We start from the raw sequence: 20677 nt of genomic DNA, 5'->3' as shown, positions 1-20677 counted from the left end.
GGCCCCGACCGCACGGCCCTGACCGCACCGACCTGACCGCACCCGCCGTGGGGCGGCCGGAACCCCCCGGCCGCCCCACGCACGGGTTCAGCGACGGGCCGTCACCAGCCCTGCTCGCGCACCCAGTCCGCGAGGTGCCGGGCGCAGCCGTCGACCGACTCCCGCCAGCTGTGGGCCGCGCCGTCCCCGGCCTCGTCGCTGACGTACTTGACCAGCCGCACCGGCAGCCCGGCCCGGTGGGCGACGGTGGCGACGGCGTAGCCCTCCATGTCGACCAGGTCGGCGTGCTCGGCCAGCCGCTCCTTGGCGGCCGGGGAGTCGACGAACAGGTCGCCGGTGGCCAGTACCGGGCCGTCGCCCTTGCCGACCACCAGCGGGGCGCCGTAGGTGCGGCCGGTGAGGTGCTCCAGGGCCGCGGTGTTCAGGTCGTGCTGGATCACCTGGACGACGTGGTGCATGCCCTCCCAGCCGGGGCGCAGCGCGCCGGCCGTGCCGAGGTTGATCACCTCGGAGGGCCGCTCGCCCTGCGCCAGCACGGTGGCCAGGGCGGCGGCGGCGTTGACCTTCCCCATGCCGGTGAGCAGCACCGGCAGCCGGTCGTCGAGGTGGGCGGCCTCCTCGCGGACCGCGACGACGAGCAGCGGGCGGTCGGGCGAGATCGTTCCAAGCAGTCGCATAGGGCCCATGGTACGGAGCGCGGGGGTGCCGGGCCCGGTGACGGCGCGGCCGGTGACCGCGCGGTGCGGAACCGCGGGGGCTCCGGCGGGCGTCGCAGCGGTCGCCACCTCTCCGTCCGGCCGGTGCGACCGGTGCGACCGGTGCGACCGGTGCGACCGGTACAAGCCGTACGAGAGCGTGCGGAAACCGTGCACGACATGCTCAAGATCGGCGCAAGTCAGGTGTGGCCGGGGAGAGTCACGGCCATACTGCTGCCATCGGTCGGGCCCGGGGAGACGGGCCGGCCCCAGGGGAGGATGAGGCGGGTGGCGACACCAGTAGGCAACGGCGCACCGGGCGCCGCGGTCCCGGCACGGCCGAGCACGCCACCGGCCGCGCCGGGGGCGGCGGCGTTCGGCGCTCCAACGGCGGCCCCGGCGACCCCAGGAGCTCCCGGCGCTCCGGGGGCTCCGCCCCACGGCGGGCCCGTTCCCGGACCGGGCGCCGCACCGCCCGCGAAGCGGTCCCGCGCGGGTGCGCCGGAGCGCGGCGTGCGCGCCCGGCTGGCGCAGGCCACCCGCACGCCCCCCGGGCGGCTGCGGATGGCCGGGGTGGTGCTCGCGGTGCTCACGGTGGCCTTCGGCGGGCTCACCGCCTGGCAGTTGGAGACCAGGGCGCAGGCCGCCGACCGGGTGGTCTCGTACAGCCAGCCGCTCAGCCGGGACGCCGCCGAGATCCACCGCTCGCTGGCCGACGCCGCCACCACCGCGGCCTCCGGCTTCCTGCTGGCCGGCACCGAGCCCAAGGACGTCCGGGCCCGCTACGAGCAGGACCTCGCCCAGGCCGCCAAGCTGATCTCCCAGGCCGCCGCCCGGACCACCTCGACCTCCCCCGCCCAGGACTCACTCTCCCGACTGAACCAGCAACTCCCGGTGTACGCCGGTCTGGTGGAATCCGCGCGGGCCGACAACCGGCAGGGCATCCCGCTCGGCGGCGCCTACCTGCGGTACGCCTCCGAGCAGATGCAGACCGTGCTGCTGCCGGCCGCCGCCGAGCTGAACACCATCGAGAACCACGAGCTGGTGGTCGACTACGCCGCGGCGCAGTCGACGCCCTGGGGCGCGTACGTCCTGGCGGTGCTCACCCTGGCCGCGCTCGGCTGGGTGCAGCTGACCCTGTTCCGCCGCACCAACCGGGTGTTCAACATCGGCCTGCTGGGCGCCACCGCCGCCGTGCTGGCCGGCACGCTCTGGCTCGCCGTGGCCGGGCTGACCACCGGCGCGGCGCTGAAGAAGAGCGACCTCGAAGGGGCGTTCCCGCTGCAGGCCCTCAACAGGGCCCGGGTGGACGTGCTGACCGCCCGCCTGGCGGAGAACCTGAACCTGGTCGCGCGCGGCTCCACCGCCACCTACGCCAACCAGTACGCGGACGTCACCAAGCGCCTGGCCGGGACGGCCGGCAGGAGCACCCCGATGCGCGACCGGGCCGGCACGCTCTCCAACGCGGTGATCCTCGCCCCCGCCGCCGCGAGCCAGCCGCTGGCCACGGCCGCGGACCAGTACGACGTCTGGCAGGAGCGGTACCAGTACGCGCGCAAGGCCGAGGTCGACAACGCCGACTACCAGGGCGCCCTGAACGCGACGGTGTCCGCCACCGACAGCACCAGCACCGCCGACGCCGCCTTCAACGCCACCGACCGGGCGCTCGCCCAGGCCGCCGACGCCGAACAGGCCCGGTTCACGGCCTCCGCGGACGGCACCGCCGGGGACCTCCGGCTGGCAGCCGGCGCCGCCGCGGTGCTCGGCCTGGTGGCCGCGGCCGCCGCGCTGCGCGGCCTGGGCCGACGACTCGCCGAGTACCGGTAGAGGGGAACGGAACGATGCGCACCACGACCGTACCGACCAGGAGCGCCGCGGCCCTGGCCGTGCTGGCCGCCTGCGCGGCCGTGCTCGGCGGGGGCGGGCCCTCCGGCGCCGCACCGGCCGCCGCGACCGCCGCACCGGCGTCCGCGCCGCAGGCCGTCCAGCAGTCCCAGGAGCAGTCCGACACCTGCGACATCTACAGCAGCGTGCCGCCGAGTTCGGCGGACGGCCCGGCGGTGAAGGCCATCAAGGCCAAGCGCAGCCTGGTGATCGGCGTCGACCAGAACAGCTACCGCTGGGGCGCCCGCAACCCGAACACCGGCCAGATCGAGGGCTTCGACATCGACCTGGCCCGGGCGCTCGGCACCGCCATCATGGGCGACCCGGACAAGGTGGTGCTCAAGCCGGTGGCCACCGCCGACCGGGTCGACGCGGTGCAGAAGGGCCGGGTCGACCTGATCGTCCGCACGATGACGGTCAACTGCAAGCGGATGGAGCAAGTCGCCTTCTCCAAGCCGTACTTCAGCATCTCCCAGCGAGTGCTGGTGCCGAAGACCTCCCCGGCGAAGAACCTGGACGAGGCGATCGGCGGCAACAACGTCTGCGTCGCCAAGGGGTCGACGGCCTTCGACGTCATGGACCCCGGCGGCAAGGGCGCCAAGAAGGACTCCAAGGCCCGGCTGACGGTCGTGGAGAACCAGTTGGACTGCCTGGTCCTGATGCAGCTCGGCAAGGTCGACGCCACCATGACCGACGACGGCCTGGCGGCCGGTCAGGCGGCCCAGGACCAGACCGTGCGGATCGTGGACGGCGACGTGCAGCCGGAGGTGATCGGCATCGCCATGCTCAAGAACAGCACGGACCTGACCGCGCGGGTCAACCAGGTGCTGGCCGACTACCACGCGAACGGCGACTGGGGGCGCAGCTACGACCGCTGGCTGAAGCCGTACATGCTCAACGACGCCGAGCACTACTGGCCCGTGCCGCACTGAGGACCGCAGGGGGACCGCACCGAGGACCGCACGGGCGGCCGGGCGGCCGGGCGGAAGAGCGGAAGAGCGGCCGGGCAGCCGGGCGGAAGAGCGGAAGCCGCCGCATCGCGCACGGAGCGCCACGGGCGCGGGGCGTTGACGCCGTCTTGACGCCCCGCGCCCGCACCGCCCGAACGGCCACCGGCTAGGGTTCGGGACGATCACCACGGGGAGACCGGTGGTGGACACGGGGGTTGTCGTGGGATCGCACGTCGTACGCGACGGCATCGCACGCGAGGAAGGAAGGACACCGCGGTGGCGGCATCGGCTGGCCCGGTACTGAGCCGGGAGGAGGTGGACCGCGCGCTCGCGCGCCTCGGCGCGGAGCGGGACGCGGTCGAGTCGGCGCTGCTCGCACTTCAGGACCACCCGGGCCTGCGGCTGCTGGACGGCGCCGAGCTGTCCGGCCGCACCCTGGAGCGCTGGTCCGTCGCCGGCAAAGGCCTGCCCCTGCTCTGGGCGCTGTTCGACCGCTACTCCGAGGCGCTCGCCTCGGCGCGCGCCGTCCGGGCCCGCAAGGCCAAGCCCGGCGGCCCCGAACTCGCCGAGCTGAGCGAGCTGCTGACCGGCGACGCGGTGACCGTCCCGGGCGGCGCCGTGCCGGACGGGCCGCAACTGCTGGGCGCGCCCGCCAAGCTGGTCGAGCGGATCAGCCTGGACGCGCTGATGGCCCGGATGAACTCCTGGTACGCCACCGTGCTGGAGGTGGTCAGCGCCGCCGACGCGGTCTGGTCCGCACTGCCGGCCCGGATCGACCTGCTGCTGGCCGAACTGCAGCGGGTGCGGACCCTGGCCGCCTCGCTCGGCGTGCGCACCGGCAGCCACCCGCTGGCCGACGACCTGGTCGGGCTGGAGCAGGACCTCACCGAGCTGCGCACCGAGGTCCGCGAGGACCCGCTGGCCCTGTGGCGCCCGGCCCGGGTGCCCGCCCAGCGCGGCACCGTCCCGGACGGCGAGGCCTTCGCCTCCCCCGCCGGGGTGGTGGACACCGAGCGCTTCGACCGGGCCGGGCGGGCGCTGGACGGCGTCCGGCTGGAGCTGGAGAACCTGCTGCGGCTGCGCGACGAGGCCGAGGAGCGCCTCCAGGGCGTCGGCGAGCTGCTCCAGCGGGCCGACGCCACCCTGGCCGAGGCCCGCCGGGCCCGCGGCGAGGTGTTGGCGAAGATAGCCTCCAGCGACGTGCCCGCGGTGCCCGGCCCGACCTCGGCGCTGCGCGAACGGATCGTCACCGCCCTGGACCTGCGCCAGGCCGGGCAGTGGGGCCGGCTGGCCCCGCTGCTGGACACGCTGGAGGACGCGGCCGCCAAGGAGCTGGCCCGGGCCCGGCACTCGCTCGGCGAGGTCACCCAGCCGCTGGCCGTCCGGGCCGAGCTGCGCGGCCGGCTGGACGCCTACAAGGCGATGGCGGCCCGGATGCGGGTCGCCGAGGACCCGGAAGTGATCGAACGGTACGAGAAGGCGCGCTGGCTGCTGTGGAGCGCGCCCTGCGACCTGCGGGCGGCGGCCGCCGCGGTGGCCCGCTTCCAGCAGTCGCTGCGCCCGGCCCAGGCCGAGGCCTCCGAGGCCTCCGAGGGCGCACAGTCACACGGGTCGGCCGGCCAGACGCCGGTCGACGGACAGGTACAGGGGGGCTGAGGTTGATGGGCGAGACGTGCGTACGGCCGGAGTGCTCCGGCAACGGCACCATCGATGCGGACGGCTACTGCGACGAGTGCGGGCTGACCCCGGTGGGGACCACGACGGTCCCCTCCGCCGTCTCCCCGACGCCCGCCGGGGCCGCGCCGCCGACCGCCGCCGGGCCCGGCTCGCCGTGCCCGCGGGACTGCTCGGGCACCATCGACCCGGACGGCTACTGCGACGAGTGCGGCCTGACGGCGCCCGACGGCGCCACCGGCGTCACCCAGCCGTACGTCCCGTCCGCGCGGGTCACCCCGGACTCCGCCCGCAGCGGCTCGGTCCGCTCGCTGTCGGCCCGCACCGGCTCCGCCCGGTCGATGTCCGGCCGCTCCCGCTCGCACCGCTCGACCCGTACCGGCAGCAGCCGCTCGGTCTCGGTGCGCTCCACCCGCGGCAGCGTCAGCGCGGGCACCCGCAACCGGCTGGGCGCCGGGCTGGTCACCGTGCCGACGGTGGAGTCGGCCGACCCGTCACAGGCGGTGCTGGCCAACCCCGAGGTGCCCGAGCGCAAGCGGTACTGCTCCAAGTGCGAGACCCCGGTGGGCCGGGAGAAGAACGGCCGCCCGGGCCGCCCGGACGGCTTCTGCACCAAGTGCGGCACGCCGTACTCCTTCACCCCGAAGCTGCGCCGCGGCGACCTGGTCGGCGGCCAGTACGAGGTGGTCGGCTGCCTGGCGCACGGCGGGCTCGGCTGGATCTACCTGGCGGTGGACCGGCGGGTCAGCGACAAGTGGGTGGTGCTCAAGGGCCTGCTGGACACCGGGGACGAGGACGCGCTGGCCGCGGCCGTCGCCGAGCGGCGCTTCCTGGCCGAGGTGGACCACCCGAACATCGTCCGGATCATCAACTTCGCCGAGCACCCGGACCTGCGCACCGGCTCCACCGACGGCTACATCGTGATGGAGTTCGTCGGCGGCAAGTCGCTCAAGGACATCGCCAACGACCGCCGCACCGCGGACGGCCGACGCGAGCCGCTGCCGGTCGAGCAGGCGATCGCGTACGCCCTGGAGGCGCTGCCGGCGCTGGGCTACCTGCACAGCCGGGGTCTGATCTACTGCGACTTCAAGATCGACAACGTGATCCAGAGCGGCGACACGCTCAAGATCATCGACATGGGCGCGGTCCGCCGCTTCGACGACGACAGCGCGATCTACGGCACCATCGGCTACCAGGCCCCGGAGATCGCCACCGACGGCCCCTCCCCCGCCTCCGACCTCTACACCGTGGCCCGCACCCTCGCGGTGCTCACCTTCGACTTCCAGGGCTACAGCACCACCTACCGCGACTCGCTGCCCGGGCCCGAGGACGTCGAGGTCTTCGCCAAGTACGAGTCGTACTACCGCTTCCTGGTCCGCGCCACCGACCCGGACCCGGCCCGCCGGTTCTCCTCCGCCGAGGAGATGGCCGACCAGCTCACCGGTGTGCTGCGGGAGATCCTGGCCCTCCAGGACGAACGGCCCCGCCCCGCGCCCTCCACCCTCTTCGGCCCCGAACTGCGTGTCGTGGACAACGAGTTGGTGCTGCCCACCGTCCAGCCCGGACAGCTCCGGCTGGCCGGCCTCGACCCGGCCGCCGCCGCCCTCGCCCTGCCCGTCCCCCGGGTCGACCCGGCCGACCCCAACGCCGGCTTCCTCGCCACCCTGCTCGCCGCCGACCCCGAGGAGGCGCTCGCCGCCCTCGTCGGCGCCCCCGCCGTCTCGGTCGAGAGCCGGCTGCGCGAACTGCGCGCCCTGCTCGAACTCGACCGCCACGACAGGGCCGTGCAGGCGCTCGCCGCGCTGGAGCAGGACCACCCGGACGACTGGCGGGTGGTCTGGTACCGCGGCCTGGTCGCCCTGGTCGGCGCGGCCGGCAGCGGGTCCGAGAGCGACCTGCGCGCCGCCGCCGAGGCCTTCGACGCGGTCTACGACGCCTTCCCCGGCGAACCCGCGCCCAAGCTCGCCCTGGCCATCTGCGCCGAACTGCTCGGCGACGGCGGCGACGCGGCCGAGTTCTACCGGCTCGTCTGGACCACCGACCACGGCTACCTCAGCGCCGCCTTCGGCCTGGCCCGGGTCCGCCTGGACGAGGGCGACCGGCCCGGCGCGGTGCGGGTGCTGGAGTCCGTCCCGGCCACCTCCAGCCAGTACACCGCCGCCCGGATCGCCGCCGTCCGCGCCCGGCTGCGCGAACGGGCCGCCACCGACCCGCTGGCCGTCGACCTCGCGGCCGGCTCCGACCAGCTGACCGCGCTGCGGCTGGACGACCGCCGCCGCGAGGAACTCTCGGTCGAGGTGCTCGGCGCGGCCCTCGACTGGGTCGGCGCCGGTTCGGCGGGCGGCCAGCAGGGCGCCGGCCTGGTCGTCCTGGGACGTCCCGCCGCGGAGCGGGAACTGCGCTTCGCCCTGGAACAGTCCTACCGGGTACTCGCCCGGTTGGCCGACCGGGCCGAGACCAGGATCGAGATGGTGGAACGGGCCAACCGGGCCCGCCCCAGGACGTGGGTGTAGCCGATGCCGCAGCAGACCGAGTGCCCGAGCTGTTCCGAGCCGATGGACCTTGACGACGCCTTCTGCGGGCGTTGCGGGGCCGGCCGGGACGGTCGGGCGGCCCCGGGCGCGATGCCCTCCGGCTGGGCCGCCGCCCGCGGTGGGGCCGTCCCGCCGCAGCGCGGGCCGGTCTGCGTGAACTGCGGGCAGGCGCAGGTCACCGAGGACGGCTACTGCGAGGGCTGCGGGAGCGCCCAGCCGCGCCCGCGCGACCACATGGAGAAGGCGCTCGCGGGCGTCGCCGGGGTCAGCGACCGCGGCGTGCGCCACCACCGCAACGAGGACTCCTTCACCGTCGCCGCCACCTCGCTGCCCGGCGGGGAGCCGGTCGTGGTCGCCGTGGTGTGCGACGGCGTCTCCTCCTCCGACCGCCCGGACGAGGCCTCGGAGACCGCCGTCGACGCCGCCTCCGAGTCCCTGCTGACCTCCCTGGAGGCCGGCCGGGACCCGGACGGGGCGATGCGCGCGGCGATCGCCGACGCCGCCAAGGCCGTCGCCGACCTCGCCACCGACGGCGCCGGCCCGACCCGACCCGACCTCAACGCCCCCGCCTGCACCTACGTCAGCGCGATAGCGGCGGGCGGCCGGGTCACCATCGGCTGGGTGGGCGACACCCGGGCGTACTGGATCCCGGACGACCGGGCCGGCGCCGAACCCTTCCGGCTCACCCAGGACGACTCCTGGGCGGCCCGGATGGTCGAGGCCGGGCTGATGGGCGAGGCCGAGGCCTACGCCGACCCGCGCGCCCACGCGATCACCGGCTGGCTCGGCGCCGACGCCGAGGAGGTCGTGCCGCACACCCTCGCCTTCACCCCGCACGTCCCCGGAGTGCTGCTGATCTGCACCGACGGGCTGTGGAACTACGCCGAGGCGGCCACCGACCTGGCGTACTTCGTCCGGCCGGACGCCCGCACCGAACCGCTGCTGGCGGCCCAGACCCTGGTGAAGTTCGCGGTCGCGGCCGGCGGGCACGACAACATCACCGTCGCGGTGCTGCCGATCGAGCCGTCCGCCGCCGCGCTGGCGGAGATCGAGGAGACGCCCACCGCGCTGGACCTCAAGGTCATCAGGCCGGCCCCCGTCACCAACGCCCCCGCCACCGGCGCCCCCGGCAGCGGCCGGGCCGACAACGCCTACGACGACTACGAGGACTACGAGCCGACCCTGCCGGACCTCCCGGTGATCGGCTCCGCCGCCGCCCCGCTGCCCCCGGTACCGGGCCCGGCCGTCCCGGCGGCTCCGCCCGCGCCGCCGCTGGCCCCGCCGCCGGCCGCACCGCCCGCGCCGCCCGTCACCCCGCCCGTCCCGCCGCAGCCGCCGCACCCGCCGACGGCCTGACCGGATCCGCGCGACCCGCCCGACGGCCCCCGTCCGCCGGACCGCCCCACCGACCTGATCGCATCCACCCCTCACCCCGACGGGAGCCACCGCCCCATGGCAACACTGGCGAAGCCGAACCTGCCCAGGTTCGACGTGGAGATCTTCCAGAACGAGTACCTGGCCGACGGCGCCCGCGAGGTCAACGCCATCGTCACCGTCACCTCCACCGGCGGCGGCACCTCCGGCGGCCGCCCGCTCGGGCTCACCGACGCCGGCCCGCAGGGCGGCGACGCCAACGCGGCCGTGGTGATCCTGGTCGACTGCTCGGGCTCGATGGACTACCCCAAGACCAAGATCAACGGCGCCCGCGAGGCCACCGCCGCCGCCGTCGACGCCCTGCGCGACGGCACCGCCTTCGCCGTCGTCGCCGGCACCCACGAGGCCCGCGACATCTACCCCGGCGACGGCACCCTGGCGACCGCCTCGGCGACCACCCGGGAGCAGGCCAAGGAGTCGCTGCGCCGCCTCACCGCAGCCGGCGGCACCGCGATGGGCACCTGGCTGGCCAAGGCCGACAAGCTCTTCCTCAGCCGCCGCGACATCGCCATCCGGCACGCCATCCTGCTCACCGACGGCAACAACGAGCACGAGTCCGCCGAAGACCTGGCCCGCACCATCGAGCGGGTCACCGGCCACTTCACCGCCGACTGCCGCGGCGTCGGCACCGACTGGCGGATCGACGAGCTGCGCAAGATCTCCTCCGCACTGCTCGGCACCACCGACATCGTCGCCGAACCCTCCGGCCTCGCCGAGGACTTCCGCTCGATGATGACCGGCGCCATGGGCAAGCAGGTAGCCGACGTCGCGCTGCGGATCTGGACCCCGGCCAACGCCACCGTGAAGTTCGTCAAGCAGGTCGCCCCCGCCGTCGAGGACCTCACCGACCGCCGCGCCGAGGCCGGTCCCCGCGCCGGCGACTACCCCACCGGCTCCTGGGGCGACGAGAGCCGCGACTACCACGTCTGCGTCGAGGTCCCGGCCGCCTCGGTCGGCAACGAGATGCTCGCCGCCCGGATCAGCCTGGTGCTGCCCCCGCAGGTCGGCGGCGGCACCCCCGAGGTGCTCAGCCAGGGCCTGGTCAAGGCCGTCTGGACGGACGACCTCGCCTCCTCCACCCGGATCAGCCCGCAGGTCGCCCACTACACCGGGCAGGCCGAGCTGGCCTCCTCCATCCAGGAGGGCCTGGAGGCCCACCGCTCCGGGGACGTCGACACCGCCACCGCCAAGCTCGGCGCCGCCGTCCGGATCGCCCACGCGACCGGCAACGAGGGCACCTTCAAGCTGCTGCAGAAGGTGGTGGACGTGGTCGACCCGAAGGAGGGTACGGTTCGGTTCCGTAAGAACGTGAGCGAGGCCGACTCGATGACCCTTGAGACCCGGTCGACCAAGACGGTACGTGTGAAGAAGTGACCGCGAAGTGACCGCTGAAGACGTGATCGGGCCGGCCGCCCGGCGCGACACCGCACCGCACCGGCCCGAAACGAGGGGGACCTGATGCCGATCTGCCCGAGGGGCCACGAGTCGCAGGCCGAGGACTGGTGCGACTTCTGCGGCTTCCCGATGACCCCGCCGACCCCGGCGCCCGGCGCCCACGGGGGCTACCCGGGCGCGCCCGGCGGCGGCCCGCTGCCCGGCTCGCCCGCCGGACACCCGCAGCACGGCGGCGCGGCCTTCGGCGCGCCGCCGCCGCCCCCGCCCGCGCCGCCGGGGGCGTACCCCCCGCCGGGCGGGTACCCGCCGCCCGGGGCCTACCCGCCCCCGGCACCCCAGGGGCTCACCGAGGGCCTGGCCGTCTGCCCGATCTGCCGCAGCCCGCAGACCGGGCGGTTCTGCGAGGAGTGCGGCTACGACTACGAGCTGTCCACGCCCTCCGGCCGCCAGGTACCGGCCGGCGGCGCACCCGCGCCCGCCCCGGGCCCGGCCCAGCCCCCGCCGCTGAACATCCCGGCGGCCTACGGCGGCACCGCCCCGGCCCCGCAGGCCCCGCCGCAGCACCACCAGCCCCAGCAGCCGCAGCCCCAGCACCACCAGCCGCAGGCCCCGGAGTACCAGCAGCAGCCGGAGTACCCCCACACCTACGGCTACCCGCCGCCGGAGGGCGCCTTCCCCGAGGCCCCGGTCCGCGAGGACTCCGGCCCGGTGTACGCCCAGCCGGCCGGCCCCGGCCCGAACAACCGCGGCGGCGACTTCGGCACGTCCTTCCACCTGGCCCCGCCCCAGTCCCAGCCGGGCGCCCAGCCGGAGGCCGTCCCGGCCGAGCCGGTCCGGGCCAACTGGATCGCGGTGGTCTCGGCCGACCGCGACTACTTCACCGACATGATGGCCCGCAGCGGCCCCGAGGCGGCCGGGCTGTTCTTCCCGCCGTACTGCCCCGAGCGCCGCATCCCGCTGACCGGCCGCGGCCAGCTGCGGATCGGCCGGCGCAGCCAGCACCGGGGCACCGTCCCGGAGATCGACCTGTCGGTGCCGCCGGAGGACCCGGGCGCCTCGCACCAGCACGCGCTGCTCGCCGAACAGGCGGACGGCAGCTGGGTGCTGGTCGACCAGGGCTCGACCAACGGAACCACCGTGAACGGGGGCGAGGAACCGATCTCCCCGAACACCGCCGTCCCGCTGGGCGACGGCGACCGAATCCACATCGGCGCCTGGACCACGATCACGGTGCACCGCGCCTGACCTGTGCTTTGAGCGTCCGTCAGGGGCAACTCCGGCCGGGCCGGGCGAAATTACGGATTTCGCCCGGCCCGGCTTTCTCGCGATTTCCTCAGGGATTCCACAAATCCCCGTCCCCGGTGTGCACAAGACGCCTCGAAAGCCCTATTCTCTGGCCTCATGACTGCTGCTATATCCGCTGACGGCATCCGCCAGCGGTACGGGGACGTGCAGGCCGTCGACGGGGTGTCGTTCACTGTCGAGGCCGGCGAATTCTACGGGATCCTGGGCCCCAACGGAGCCGGGAAAACCACCACCATGGAGATCCTGGAAGGGGTCCGGAAGCCCGACGAGGGCCGGGTCGAACTGCTGGGGATGGCCCCCTGGCCGCGCAACCCGAAGCTGCTGCCGCGCATCGGCGTGCAGTTCCAGGCCTCCGCCTTCTTCCGGAAGCTGACGGCCCGGGAGACCATCCGCACCTTCGCCTCGTTCTACGGGGTCGGCCCCAAGCGGGCCGACGCGATGCTGGAGCGGGTCGGACTCTCCGACAAGGCCTCGACCCTCACCGACCAGATGTCCGGCGGCCAGGCCCAGCGCCTGTCGATCGCCTGCGCCCTGGTCCACGACCCGGAGCTCGTCTTCCTGGACGAGCCCACCACCGGCCTCGACCCACAGGCCCGCCGCAACCTCTGGGACCTGCTGCGGGACATCAACGCCGAGGGCCGCACCGTCGTCCTGACCACCCACTACCTGGACGAGGCCGAGGTCCTCTGCGACCGGGTCTCGATCATGGACCACGGCAAGATCCTGCACACCGGCGCCCCGGCGGCGCTGATCCGCGAGATCGACGACACCGTCCGGATCAGCGTGGCGTCCGGCCAGCTGCCGGTCGAGCGGGCCCGCGAGCTGCTGGCCGCGGCCGGCGCCGACATCGCCAACCTGGAGGACGACACCGTCTCGCTCTCCGTCTCCACCCGCCTTCCCGCCCCGGTGCTCAGCGTCCTCGCCGAGCAGAACGCGCTGCGCGGCCTCGAAGTGCGCGGCGCCACCCTGGAGGACGTCTTCCTCCAGCTGACCGGACGGGAGTTCCGCGCATGACCAGCACCTCCACCGAGCCGAAGGTCCCCGCCCAGCGCGGCGGTTCGACCGGCTCCGCCGACGGGCGGGAGCGGGTCAGCGCGTTCTGGGGCCTGTCCCGGGCGATGCTGCTCGGGATGAAGCGCGACCGCACCGCGACCTTCTTCATCCTGTTGTTCCCGCTGGTGTTCCTGGTGTTCTTCGGCTCCGTCACCAAGGGCTCCTCCAGTCCGCACGCCAAGGTCGCCCAGGTCGGCGCGGTCAAGCTGTTCGACTCGATCCAGGGCGACGCTCGGGTCGGCCTGGACAAGGTCCTCACCATCACCAGGACCGACGACGAGGCCGGCACCCTGGAGAAGGTCCGCAAGGGCGACTTCGACGCGATGATCAAGCAGGGCCCGGACGGCACGGTGGAGCTCCGCTACACCGCCGCCGACCAGGTCAAGGCCGGCGCGCTCCAGGGCATCCTCAACTCGGTCGTCCAGGAGGCCAACCAGCAGGCCACCCACCAGCCGGCCGCCTACGTACTGGACTCACAGCAGGTCGAGGACCAGTCGCTCAAGCCGATCCAGTTCCTCACCCCCGGCCTGCTCGGCTGGGCCGTCGCCACCGGCGCGGTCTTCGGCGCGGCACTGACCCTGGTCAACTGGCGCAAGACCAAGGTGCTGCGGCGCCTGCGGCTGGCCCCGATCAGCGCCGGGGCGGTGGTCAGCTCCCGGATCGCGGTCTCGCTGCTGACCGCCTTCCTGCAGACCACCGTGTTCCTGGTCGTCGCGACGAGCTTCTTCGGGCTCAAGCTCACCGGCAACTGGTGGCTCATCCTCCCGCTGGTGGCCTGTGCGACGCTCGCCTTCATGTCGATCGGCCTGCTGGCCGGTTCGATCGCCAAGACCGAGGAGGCGGCGAACGGCATCTCGCAGCTCATCGTGCTGCCGATGTCCTTCCTGTCCGGCTCGTTCTTCCCGCTGGACGGCGCCCCGGGCTGGCTGAAGACGGTCTCCCAGGCCATGCCGCTCAAGCACCTGGTGTCGGCCGCCCAGTCGGTGCTGACCCGCGGCGGCGGCGTCATGGACGCACTGCCGGCCATGGGCGGACTGCTGCTGTTCGCGGCCGTGTTCACCGGCCTCGCCTGGAAGCTGTTCAAGTGGGAAGACGCCTGACCGAGGCCCTTCCCACGGGAACCGGCGCAGGGAGCGGATCGGTGTTGCCCACCGGTCCGCTCCCCCCGGGAAACGCGAGACCGTCCTCAGGACACCACAGCGCAGCGCACGCTCCGGTGGCACCGGTCGTACGCCTTTGGTCCCGGTGTACCGTTCAGCCGGCGTCTGCGACCATGGTCGGGTGACAGAGATCGGACGAGGCACGTTCAGCGAGGAGACCTTCTTCGAGCAGGTCGGCGGTGAGCCGACCTTCCGGCTCCTGACCCGTCGCTTCTACGAGGGCATCGCCGAGGACGAGTTGCTGCGGCCGATGTACCCCGAGGACCTCGGCCCGGCCGAGGAGCGGATGGCACTGTTCCTGATGCAGTACTGGGGCGGCCCGCGCACCTACAGCGACCGGCGCGGCCACCCGCGACTGCGGATGCGGCACGCACCGTTCAAGGTCGACAAGGCCGCCCACGACGCCTGGCTCACCCACATGCGGGCCGCCGTGGCGAGTCTGGAACTGCCCGCCGAGCACGAGCGGCAGCTGCTGGACTACCTGGTCTACGCCGCCGCCTCGATGATCAACACCCCGGGCTGAGCCCCGGGCCCCGGGGCCCCTGAACCACCTGGACCACCTGGACTACCGCAGCGGGCTGAGGCCCAGCCCCGCGCCCGGTGCGGCCGCCGTCCGCACCACCACCGAGCCCACCGGGGAGCTCAGCCGAAGCCAGCCGCCCGCCCGGTGCACCGAGAGCGGCGCCTCGGGGCGCAGGAAGCCGATCCGGTAGGAGGCGTGCACCGCGCGCAGCGGCAGCTCCGGCAGCGCCGGGACCGGGCGGGACCAGACCTCGTCCGCCAGCCGGTCCAGCACCGCGCGGGTCCGGTGGTGCGCCGGGACGGCCTCGCTGCGCTCGCGGAACTCCCCCACCGCCGCCATCAGTTCGCGGCACACCTCGGCCGCCGGCGGGGTTCCGACCGGCCGCCAGCCGACCCGCGGCGGCAGCAGCCCGGCCCAGGCCGGACCGGTCACCGGCGCGGGCAGCGCGACCGCGCCCGCCTCGGCGTCCACGCCGTCCAGCAACTGACCCGCGGAGACGGTCAGGTCGACCGGCTCGCCCAGGCCGCTCAGCCGAGCCGTGCGGATCGCCAGCACGCCCGAGTCGCCCAGCGGCAGCCGCCCGAAGACCGCCAGCACGCCGTCCGCCGCGGCCGGGTCGACCGCCTGCAGCCGCACGGCCGCCGCCTTGTCGAAGCGCAGCAGGCGCAGCAGGAAGGCGGCGAGGTCGGCGGCCTCACCGGTGTCGGTCAGGGCGAGGCGGGCGGTGACGGTCAACGCGGCTCAGCTCGAATCGGTTTCGGGGGATCCTGGGACTTTCAGACTGCCGCGCCGACCGGGGCCTCGTCCATGAACCGGGAGAGGAACTCCCGCTCCACCGGCGAGATCCGGCGCGGCCGGCCCTCGGCCAGGTCGTAGGGCACGACCACGGTGGAGGCCCGGACGTACACCGTCTCGGAGCCGTCCTCGTGGACGTCCTTGATGTCGTAGGAGACGGTCAGCGAGGCGCTGCCGATCTTCGTCACCCGGGTCTCGATGGTGACCGGCTCCGGCCGGTGCACCAGCGGGCGCTTGTAGTCGATCTCGTGGCGGGCCACCACCGAACCGCCCGCGAACTCCCCGGCGCCGGCCTCGGCGGCCTGGGTGAACATGAAGTCGATCCGGGCCTCCTCCAGGTAGCGCAGGAAGACCACGTTGTTGACGTGCCCGAAGGCGTCCATGTCGGACCAGCGCAGCGGGCAGGCGTAGATGTGGCGAGCCACGGGTGTTCTCCTCGGTGTCCGGTCGCCCGCCGCCGTACGCCGGTGACGGGCCGCGGCCCGGCAGGCCGCCCCCAGGGGGAAGTCTGCCGGGCCGGTGTGACAGCTGGGTGTCAGCCTCGGGTCAGCTTCTTGTACGTGGCCCGGTGCGGACGGGCGGCGTCGGCGCCCAGCCGCTCGATCTTGTTCTTCTCGTACGACTCGAAGTTGCCCTCGAACCAGAACCACTTGCTCTCGCCCTCGTAGGCGAGGATGTGGGTGGCCACCCGGTCCAGGAACCAGCGGTCGTGGGAGATGACCACGGCGCAGCCGGGGAACTCCAGCAGGGCGTTCTCCAGCGAGGAGAGCGTCTCGACGTCGAGGTCGTTGGTGGGCTCGTCGAGGAGCAGCAGGTTGCCGCCCTGCTTGAGGGTGAGCGCCAGGTTCAGGCGGTTGCGCTCACCGCCGGAGAGCACGCCGGCCGGCTTCTGCTGGTCCGGGCCCTTGAAGCCGAAGGCCGACACGTAGGCGCGGGACGGCATCTCGACCTGGCCGACGTTGATCCAGTCCAGACCGTCGGAGACGACCTCCCAGAGGGTCTTCTTCGGGTCGATGTTGGCGCGGCTCTGGTCGACGTAGCTGATCTTGACGGTCTCGCCGACCTTGACCTTGCCGGAGTCCGGGGTCTCCAGGTCCTGGAGCATCTTGAACAGGGTGGTCTTGCCGGCGCCGTTGGGGCCGATGATGCCGACGATGCCGTTGCGCGGCAGGGTGAAGCTGAGGTCGTCGATCAGGACCTTCTCGCCGAAGGCCTTGTTGAGGTTCTCGACCTCGATGACGACGCTGCCCAGGCGCGGGCCCGGCGGGATCTGGATCTCCTCGAAGTCCAGCTTCCGCATCTTGTCGGCCTCGGCCGCCATCTCCTCGTAACGGGCGAGGCGGGCCTTGGACTTGGCCTGGCGGCCCTTGGCGTTGGAGCGGACCCACTCCAGCTCTTCCTTGAGGCGCTTGGCGCGCTTGGCGTCCTTCTGCCCCTCGACCTTGAGACGGGACTGCTTGGTCTCCAGGTAGGTGGAGTAGTTGCCCTCGTACGGGTAGGCGCGGCCGCGGTCGAGCTCCAGGATCCACTCGGCGACGTGGTCGAGGAAGTACCGGTCGTGGGTGACGGCCACGACGGTGCCCTTGTACTTGGCCAGGTGCTGCTCCAGCCAGTTCACCGACTCGGCGTCGAGGTGGTTGGTGGGCTCGTCGAGCAGCAGCAGGTCGGGGGCCTCCAACAGCAGCTTGCAGAGCGCGACGCGGCGCTTCTCGCCACCGGAGAGCTTGGTGACCGCCCAGTCGCCGGGCGGGCAGCCCAGGGCGTCCATGGCCTGCTCCAGCTGGGCGTCCAGGTCCCAGGCCTCGGCGTGGTCCAGCTCCTCCTGGAGCTTGCCCATCTCCTCGAGGAGGGCGTCCGAGTAGTCGGTCGCCATCAGCTCGGCGATCTCGTTGAAGCGGTCGAGCTTCCCCTTGATCTCCTTGACGCCGTCCTGGACGTTCTCCAGGACCGTCTTGGACTCGTCGAGCGGCGGCTCCTGGAGCAGCATGCCGACGGTGAAGCCCGGCGAGAGGAAGGCGTCGCCGTTGGAGGGGTGCTCCAGGCCGGCCATCATCTTCAGCACGGTGGACTTACCGGCACCGTTGGGGCCCACGACGCCGATCTTCGCCCCGGGGAGGAAGCTGAGCGTCACGTCGTCAAGGATGACCTTGTCTCCGTGCGCCTTGCGCACCTTGCGCATCGTGTAGATGTATTCCGCCACGTGAGATCGCTCCGGCGTCGTCGGGAGTATTCGGCTTGCAGCCTTCCATTGTGCCGCACCCGGCCGGAAGCCCCGAACCGCCCGGGTGACCCCCACCGGGGTATCCCGGACGGCCGCGCCGGGAAGCACGACGGCCCGGCCCCCCGCAGCTGGTGCGGGGAACCGGGCCGGTTCCGCTGGTTCAGGGTCTCGGGAGGTCAGCACCTCCCGGCCCGGTGCTCAGACGGTTCAGGCGGTGGTGCGACCGTGACGGCCACGGCGGCGCAGGACGAAGACCGCGGCGCCACCGGCCACGACCAGGCCACCGGCGACGGCGGCGAGGATCGGGGTGGAGTCACTGGCACCGGTCTGGGCCAGGCCACCGGTGCCCGGGGCGGCGCTGGTGGTGGACGGAACCGGGTGGGCGGCACCGGTGCTCGGGGTGCCCGAGGGGGTGGCGGTGCCGGTGCCGGTGGCGGCCGGGGTGGTCGGGGCGCCGGTCGGGGTCACGCCGGTCTTGCAGTCGAGCACGCCGGAGAACTTCTTGGAGTAGCCGTTCGGGCCGCTCACGGTGATGTCGTACTTGGTCTTCTCGGCAACCTTGACCAGCACGGTCTCGGTCTTGCCGGGCTGCACGGTGACCTTCTGGCCGGGCTGCACGGTCACCTCGGCCGGCTGGTCACCGGTGTTGGTGACGGAGACGCGCACGCCGCCGTTGGCGCACTCCTCCTTGGCGGAGCTGTCGACGATCGCGCCCTGGCCCTGCTTCCAGGCGGCCTGGCCCGCGGCCGCGGCGCTGAGCTTCTTGGAGCCGGCCAGGATCATGGTCTGGCTGTGGTTGCCCCGGTCGTCCAGGCCGCTCATGAAGACCCGGCCGCTGAGGACGGTGGTGTCGGCGGTGGCCTTGAGCACGGCCTTGCCGTCCGGGGTGCCGCCGGGGATGTCCAGGAACAGCTGGGTGTCCTTGGCGACCGGGCCGGCCAGCGTGCCGTTGACCTGCTTGCCGTCCTTGTCCAGCACCTTGATCTTGTCGGCGGCGTCGCCGGAGACGGCGAGCTTGACCTCGTTGGCGCTGGTGTTCAGCACGAACGGGCCGAGCTTGGCACCGGACTTGCCGGAGACGGAGTCCGGGGTGAGGGTCAGCGAGGGCTTCGGCTCGGCCGCGACGCCCTTGTTGGCGTCGCCCGTGAGGTAGTCGCGCAGCTTCGTGGCGTGCTCGTTGCGCGGGGTCGCGGTCTTGTTGTCCGAGAACTTCCAGATCGCGGACTGGGTGCCCGCCGCGGCGTCCTTCTCCGAGAGCTCGTCGTCGCCGATCGCCTTGCGCAGGGCGTCGATCGGCACCTGCGGGTACGAGTTCTCCAGGATCCAGCGGATCTTGGGGGCGTTCGCGTTGCCGTTGAGGGAGCTCGCGGACCAGTCGGCCTCGTGGTACTTGGCCTTGCTGTCCAGGTACACCGGGTTGTCGAAGTCGATGCAGTAGGTCTGCAGCAGCTCACCGGAGGTCGTCTTGAGGGTGAACAGGCCCGCGTCGACGCTCTCCTTGCCCTGGACGTCGACCCGCTCGCCGAACATGTCCGGCTGGACGATCGCGGTCACACCCGAAGCCGGGGTGTCGGCCGCGACCGCCGCACCGGCCGCGAACAGGCCTCCGCCCAGCGCTACGCTGGTCGTGAGCATGACAGTGGTTATGCGGGACAGACTCCGCCCCTGCCGCTTGAACATCTGGAATCCCTCCGGAGCGGGCCGCACCGAGTGGGCAGCCCGCCGACTTGCCGTGCCGCGCGTGCCCCCTGTGGCACTGCTGCGGGTTGAACCAAACGAATCCTATTGAGCCCCGGAGGCCCCGAAACCCCCATGCGAAATCAGGACGATACCGTATCTGGATCGTTATCAATCCTCCCAGGTTCCACACAAGCTGACGCTTCGACAGAATCCCCGCGTGACTTTCCGTTATCCGGACGAGATTGCGCGTGCAGGCGCAACGACGTTCTCGATCAACATATTTGTCGACAGGGAAGGTCGCCGACCGGTCAACTCGACATCACCTCACCGCCACCTCCACGCTCCCCCTCGGACACCGACCCCTGCTGCTCCGTCACCGCCCCGCCCCCGGGCGACGGCCCGCGCGAGCCGGGCGCCGCGGCCACCGCCGAGGCCCGGCGCGACTCCAGCGCGTTGACGATCCAGCCGGGCACCGGCTCGCCCGCGGGCTCCGCGCCGGGCGGCCCCGCCACGGCCGAGGGCTGCCCGCGCACGCCCGTCGCCCAACGGAACGCCGAGGTACCGCGGCTGAGATCGTGTCCGATCGACCGGGCGTCGATCTCGGCCCGACTGCGCTTCACCTCCCCCTGCGTCCACTCCCGCACCCGCAGCCGGCCCGTCACCAACACCGGCTCGCCCTTGGCCAGCGAGCCGATCAGATTCACCGCGAGCGCCCGCCAGGCCGTCACCCTCAGCCACTGCGTCTCGCCGTCCGCCCAGCAGGACCGCTCGCGGTCGTACCGCCGCTCCGTGCAGCCGAGGAGGAAGTGCGCCATCGGCACCCCGCCGGCGGTTTCCCCGTAGCTCACCTCGGTCACGACATTGCCGAGCACCGTCACCTGAACCTCGTTCACAGCGCACTCTCCGTTCTCGCCGATGCACCGTACGGAATCGAGCGGTGCGGGTTCAGAGTGCGTCCCGGAAGAAATCCCGACCACCGGGTTCCGAAATCCTGTGGACAACTAGTAGGCCGATCGGCAGGGTGAAAAACGGCTGTCACTCACAGGGGTGAATTTCGGCCTTCGCAGCCCGCGAGAGGGCCTTCTCTTCGCGCTCATGACAACAAACCGGCAGATCGCGGCCGCCCCCGCAGCGCGCCGGAACACCCGGCCGGGCCGTCCGCGCACGTCATCCGACCGGAGCCGAGGCGAATAGGACCCCCCACCCGCACCGACGGCGGGACATTCTCCGTGTCGAATCCATAACGGGTGGGGAGGCAGCCCCGTAACGACTGCACAACGTCCGGCCCGGAACTGTCCCAGACCGCTGCACACACGGTCTCCACCTGCGATTATCGGACCGCTCCACCGAACCGACACACCAACGACGGTGTCG

Annotated in this window: 16 protein-coding genes; 10 read left to right on the top strand and 6 right to left on the bottom strand. The window is 73.1% G+C overall.

The annotated features are described in order from the left end of the window. Positions 1 to 101: 101 nt before the first annotated feature. Positions 102 to 677, bottom strand: coding sequence for a nucleosidase (locus ABTY61_RS25955; protein ID WP_350507474.1), 576 nt, complete (start codon positions 675 to 677; stop codon positions 102 to 104). Between the two features lie 531 nt (positions 678 to 1208). Between ABTY61_RS25955 and ABTY61_RS25950 the strand changes: the two genes are divergently transcribed. The 10 genes from ABTY61_RS25950 (at position 1209) to ABTY61_RS25905 (ending at position 14607) form a co-directional block, all read left to right on the top strand. Continuing rightward, on the top strand, positions 1209 to 2522 hold the full coding sequence (locus ABTY61_RS25950; RefSeq protein WP_350507473.1) for a GlnX family signal transduction membrane protein: 1314 nt from the start codon (positions 1209 to 1211) through the stop codon (positions 2520 to 2522). Between the two features lie 14 nt (positions 2523 to 2536). Next, a complete protein-coding gene (locus ABTY61_RS25945; protein ID WP_350507472.1) occupies positions 2537 to 3511 on the top strand; it encodes a glutamate ABC transporter substrate-binding protein in 975 nt (324 codons plus the stop codon). Positions 3512 to 3805: 294 nt separating this feature from the next. Continuing rightward, positions 3806 to 5185: a hypothetical protein gene (locus ABTY61_RS25940; protein ID WP_350507471.1), complete on the top strand. Its 1380-nt coding sequence runs from the start codon at positions 3806 to 3808 to the stop codon at positions 5183 to 5185. A 5-nt stretch (positions 5186 to 5190) separates the two neighbouring features. Beyond that, on the top strand, positions 5191 to 7716 hold the full coding sequence (locus ABTY61_RS25935; RefSeq protein ID WP_350507470.1) for a serine/threonine-protein kinase: 2526 nt from the start codon (positions 5191 to 5193) through the stop codon (positions 7714 to 7716). Positions 7717 to 7719: 3 nt separating this feature from the next. Then, positions 7720 to 9093, top strand: coding sequence for a protein phosphatase 2C domain-containing protein (locus ABTY61_RS25930; protein WP_350507469.1), 1374 nt, complete (start codon positions 7720 to 7722; stop codon positions 9091 to 9093). Positions 9094 to 9189: 96 nt separating this feature from the next. After that, positions 9190 to 10545 carry a vWA domain-containing protein gene (locus tag ABTY61_RS25925; RefSeq protein WP_350507468.1) on the top strand — a complete coding sequence of 452 codons (1356 nt, stop codon included), beginning with the start codon at positions 9190 to 9192 and terminating at the stop codon, positions 10543 to 10545. An 84-nt stretch (positions 10546 to 10629) separates the two neighbouring features. Beyond that, on the top strand, positions 10630 to 11811 hold the full coding sequence (locus ABTY61_RS25920) for an FHA domain-containing protein (RefSeq protein ID WP_350507467.1): 1182 nt from the start codon (positions 10630 to 10632) through the stop codon (positions 11809 to 11811). 156 nt (positions 11812 to 11967) lie between these two features. Then, a complete protein-coding gene (locus ABTY61_RS25915; RefSeq protein ID WP_350507466.1) occupies positions 11968 to 12885 on the top strand; it encodes an ABC transporter ATP-binding protein in 918 nt (305 codons plus the stop codon). Continuing rightward, a complete protein-coding gene (locus ABTY61_RS25910) occupies positions 12882 to 14024 on the top strand; it encodes an ABC transporter permease (protein ID WP_350507465.1) in 1143 nt (380 codons plus the stop codon). The genes ABTY61_RS25915 and ABTY61_RS25910 overlap by 4 nt, the downstream gene beginning before the upstream one ends. Positions 14025 to 14205: 181 nt before the next feature. Then, positions 14206 to 14607 (top strand): globin, encoded by a 402-nt coding sequence (locus ABTY61_RS25905; protein WP_350507464.1) that lies wholly within the window; start codon positions 14206 to 14208, stop codon positions 14605 to 14607. 42 nt (positions 14608 to 14649) lie between these two features. On the opposite strand, the gene ABTY61_RS25900 is transcribed toward ABTY61_RS25905, so the two are convergent. From ABTY61_RS25900 to ABTY61_RS25880, 5 genes are all read right to left on the bottom strand, one after another. Beyond that, positions 14650 to 15342, bottom strand: coding sequence for a DUF8010 domain-containing protein (locus ABTY61_RS25900; protein ID WP_350507463.1), 693 nt, complete (start codon positions 15340 to 15342; stop codon positions 14650 to 14652). Between the two features lie 41 nt (positions 15343 to 15383). Then, complete coding sequence (locus ABTY61_RS25895) at positions 15384 to 15827, bottom strand: acyl-CoA thioesterase (RefSeq protein WP_350507462.1); 444 nt, start codon at positions 15825 to 15827, stop codon at positions 15384 to 15386. 110 nt (positions 15828 to 15937) lie between these two features. Further along, positions 15938 to 17602 carry an energy-dependent translational throttle protein EttA gene (gene ettA, locus ABTY61_RS25890; RefSeq protein WP_031077191.1) on the bottom strand — a complete coding sequence of 555 codons (1665 nt, stop codon included), beginning with the start codon at positions 17600 to 17602 and terminating at the stop codon, positions 15938 to 15940. Positions 17603 to 17830: 228 nt separating this feature from the next. Then, positions 17831 to 19258 carry a Cys-Gln thioester bond-forming surface protein gene (locus tag ABTY61_RS25885; RefSeq protein WP_350507461.1) on the bottom strand — a complete coding sequence of 476 codons (1428 nt, stop codon included), beginning with the start codon at positions 19256 to 19258 and terminating at the stop codon, positions 17831 to 17833. Between the two features lie 353 nt (positions 19259 to 19611). Further along, the gene (locus ABTY61_RS25880; RefSeq protein ID WP_350507460.1) at positions 19612 to 20196 is read right to left on the bottom strand and encodes a single-stranded DNA-binding protein; all 585 of its coding nucleotides are present in this window, start codon (positions 20194 to 20196) and stop codon (positions 19612 to 19614) included. Between the last annotated feature and the right edge of the window lie 481 nt (positions 20197 to 20677).

The sequence above is a fragment of the Kitasatospora sp. NPDC096128 genome, from assembly GCF_040303105.1.
Lineage (GTDB): Bacteria > Actinomycetota > Actinomycetes > Streptomycetales > Streptomycetaceae > Kitasatospora.
The sequence above is the reverse complement of the archived record's forward strand: the minus strand, read 5'-3'. Positions and strand labels throughout refer to the sequence as shown.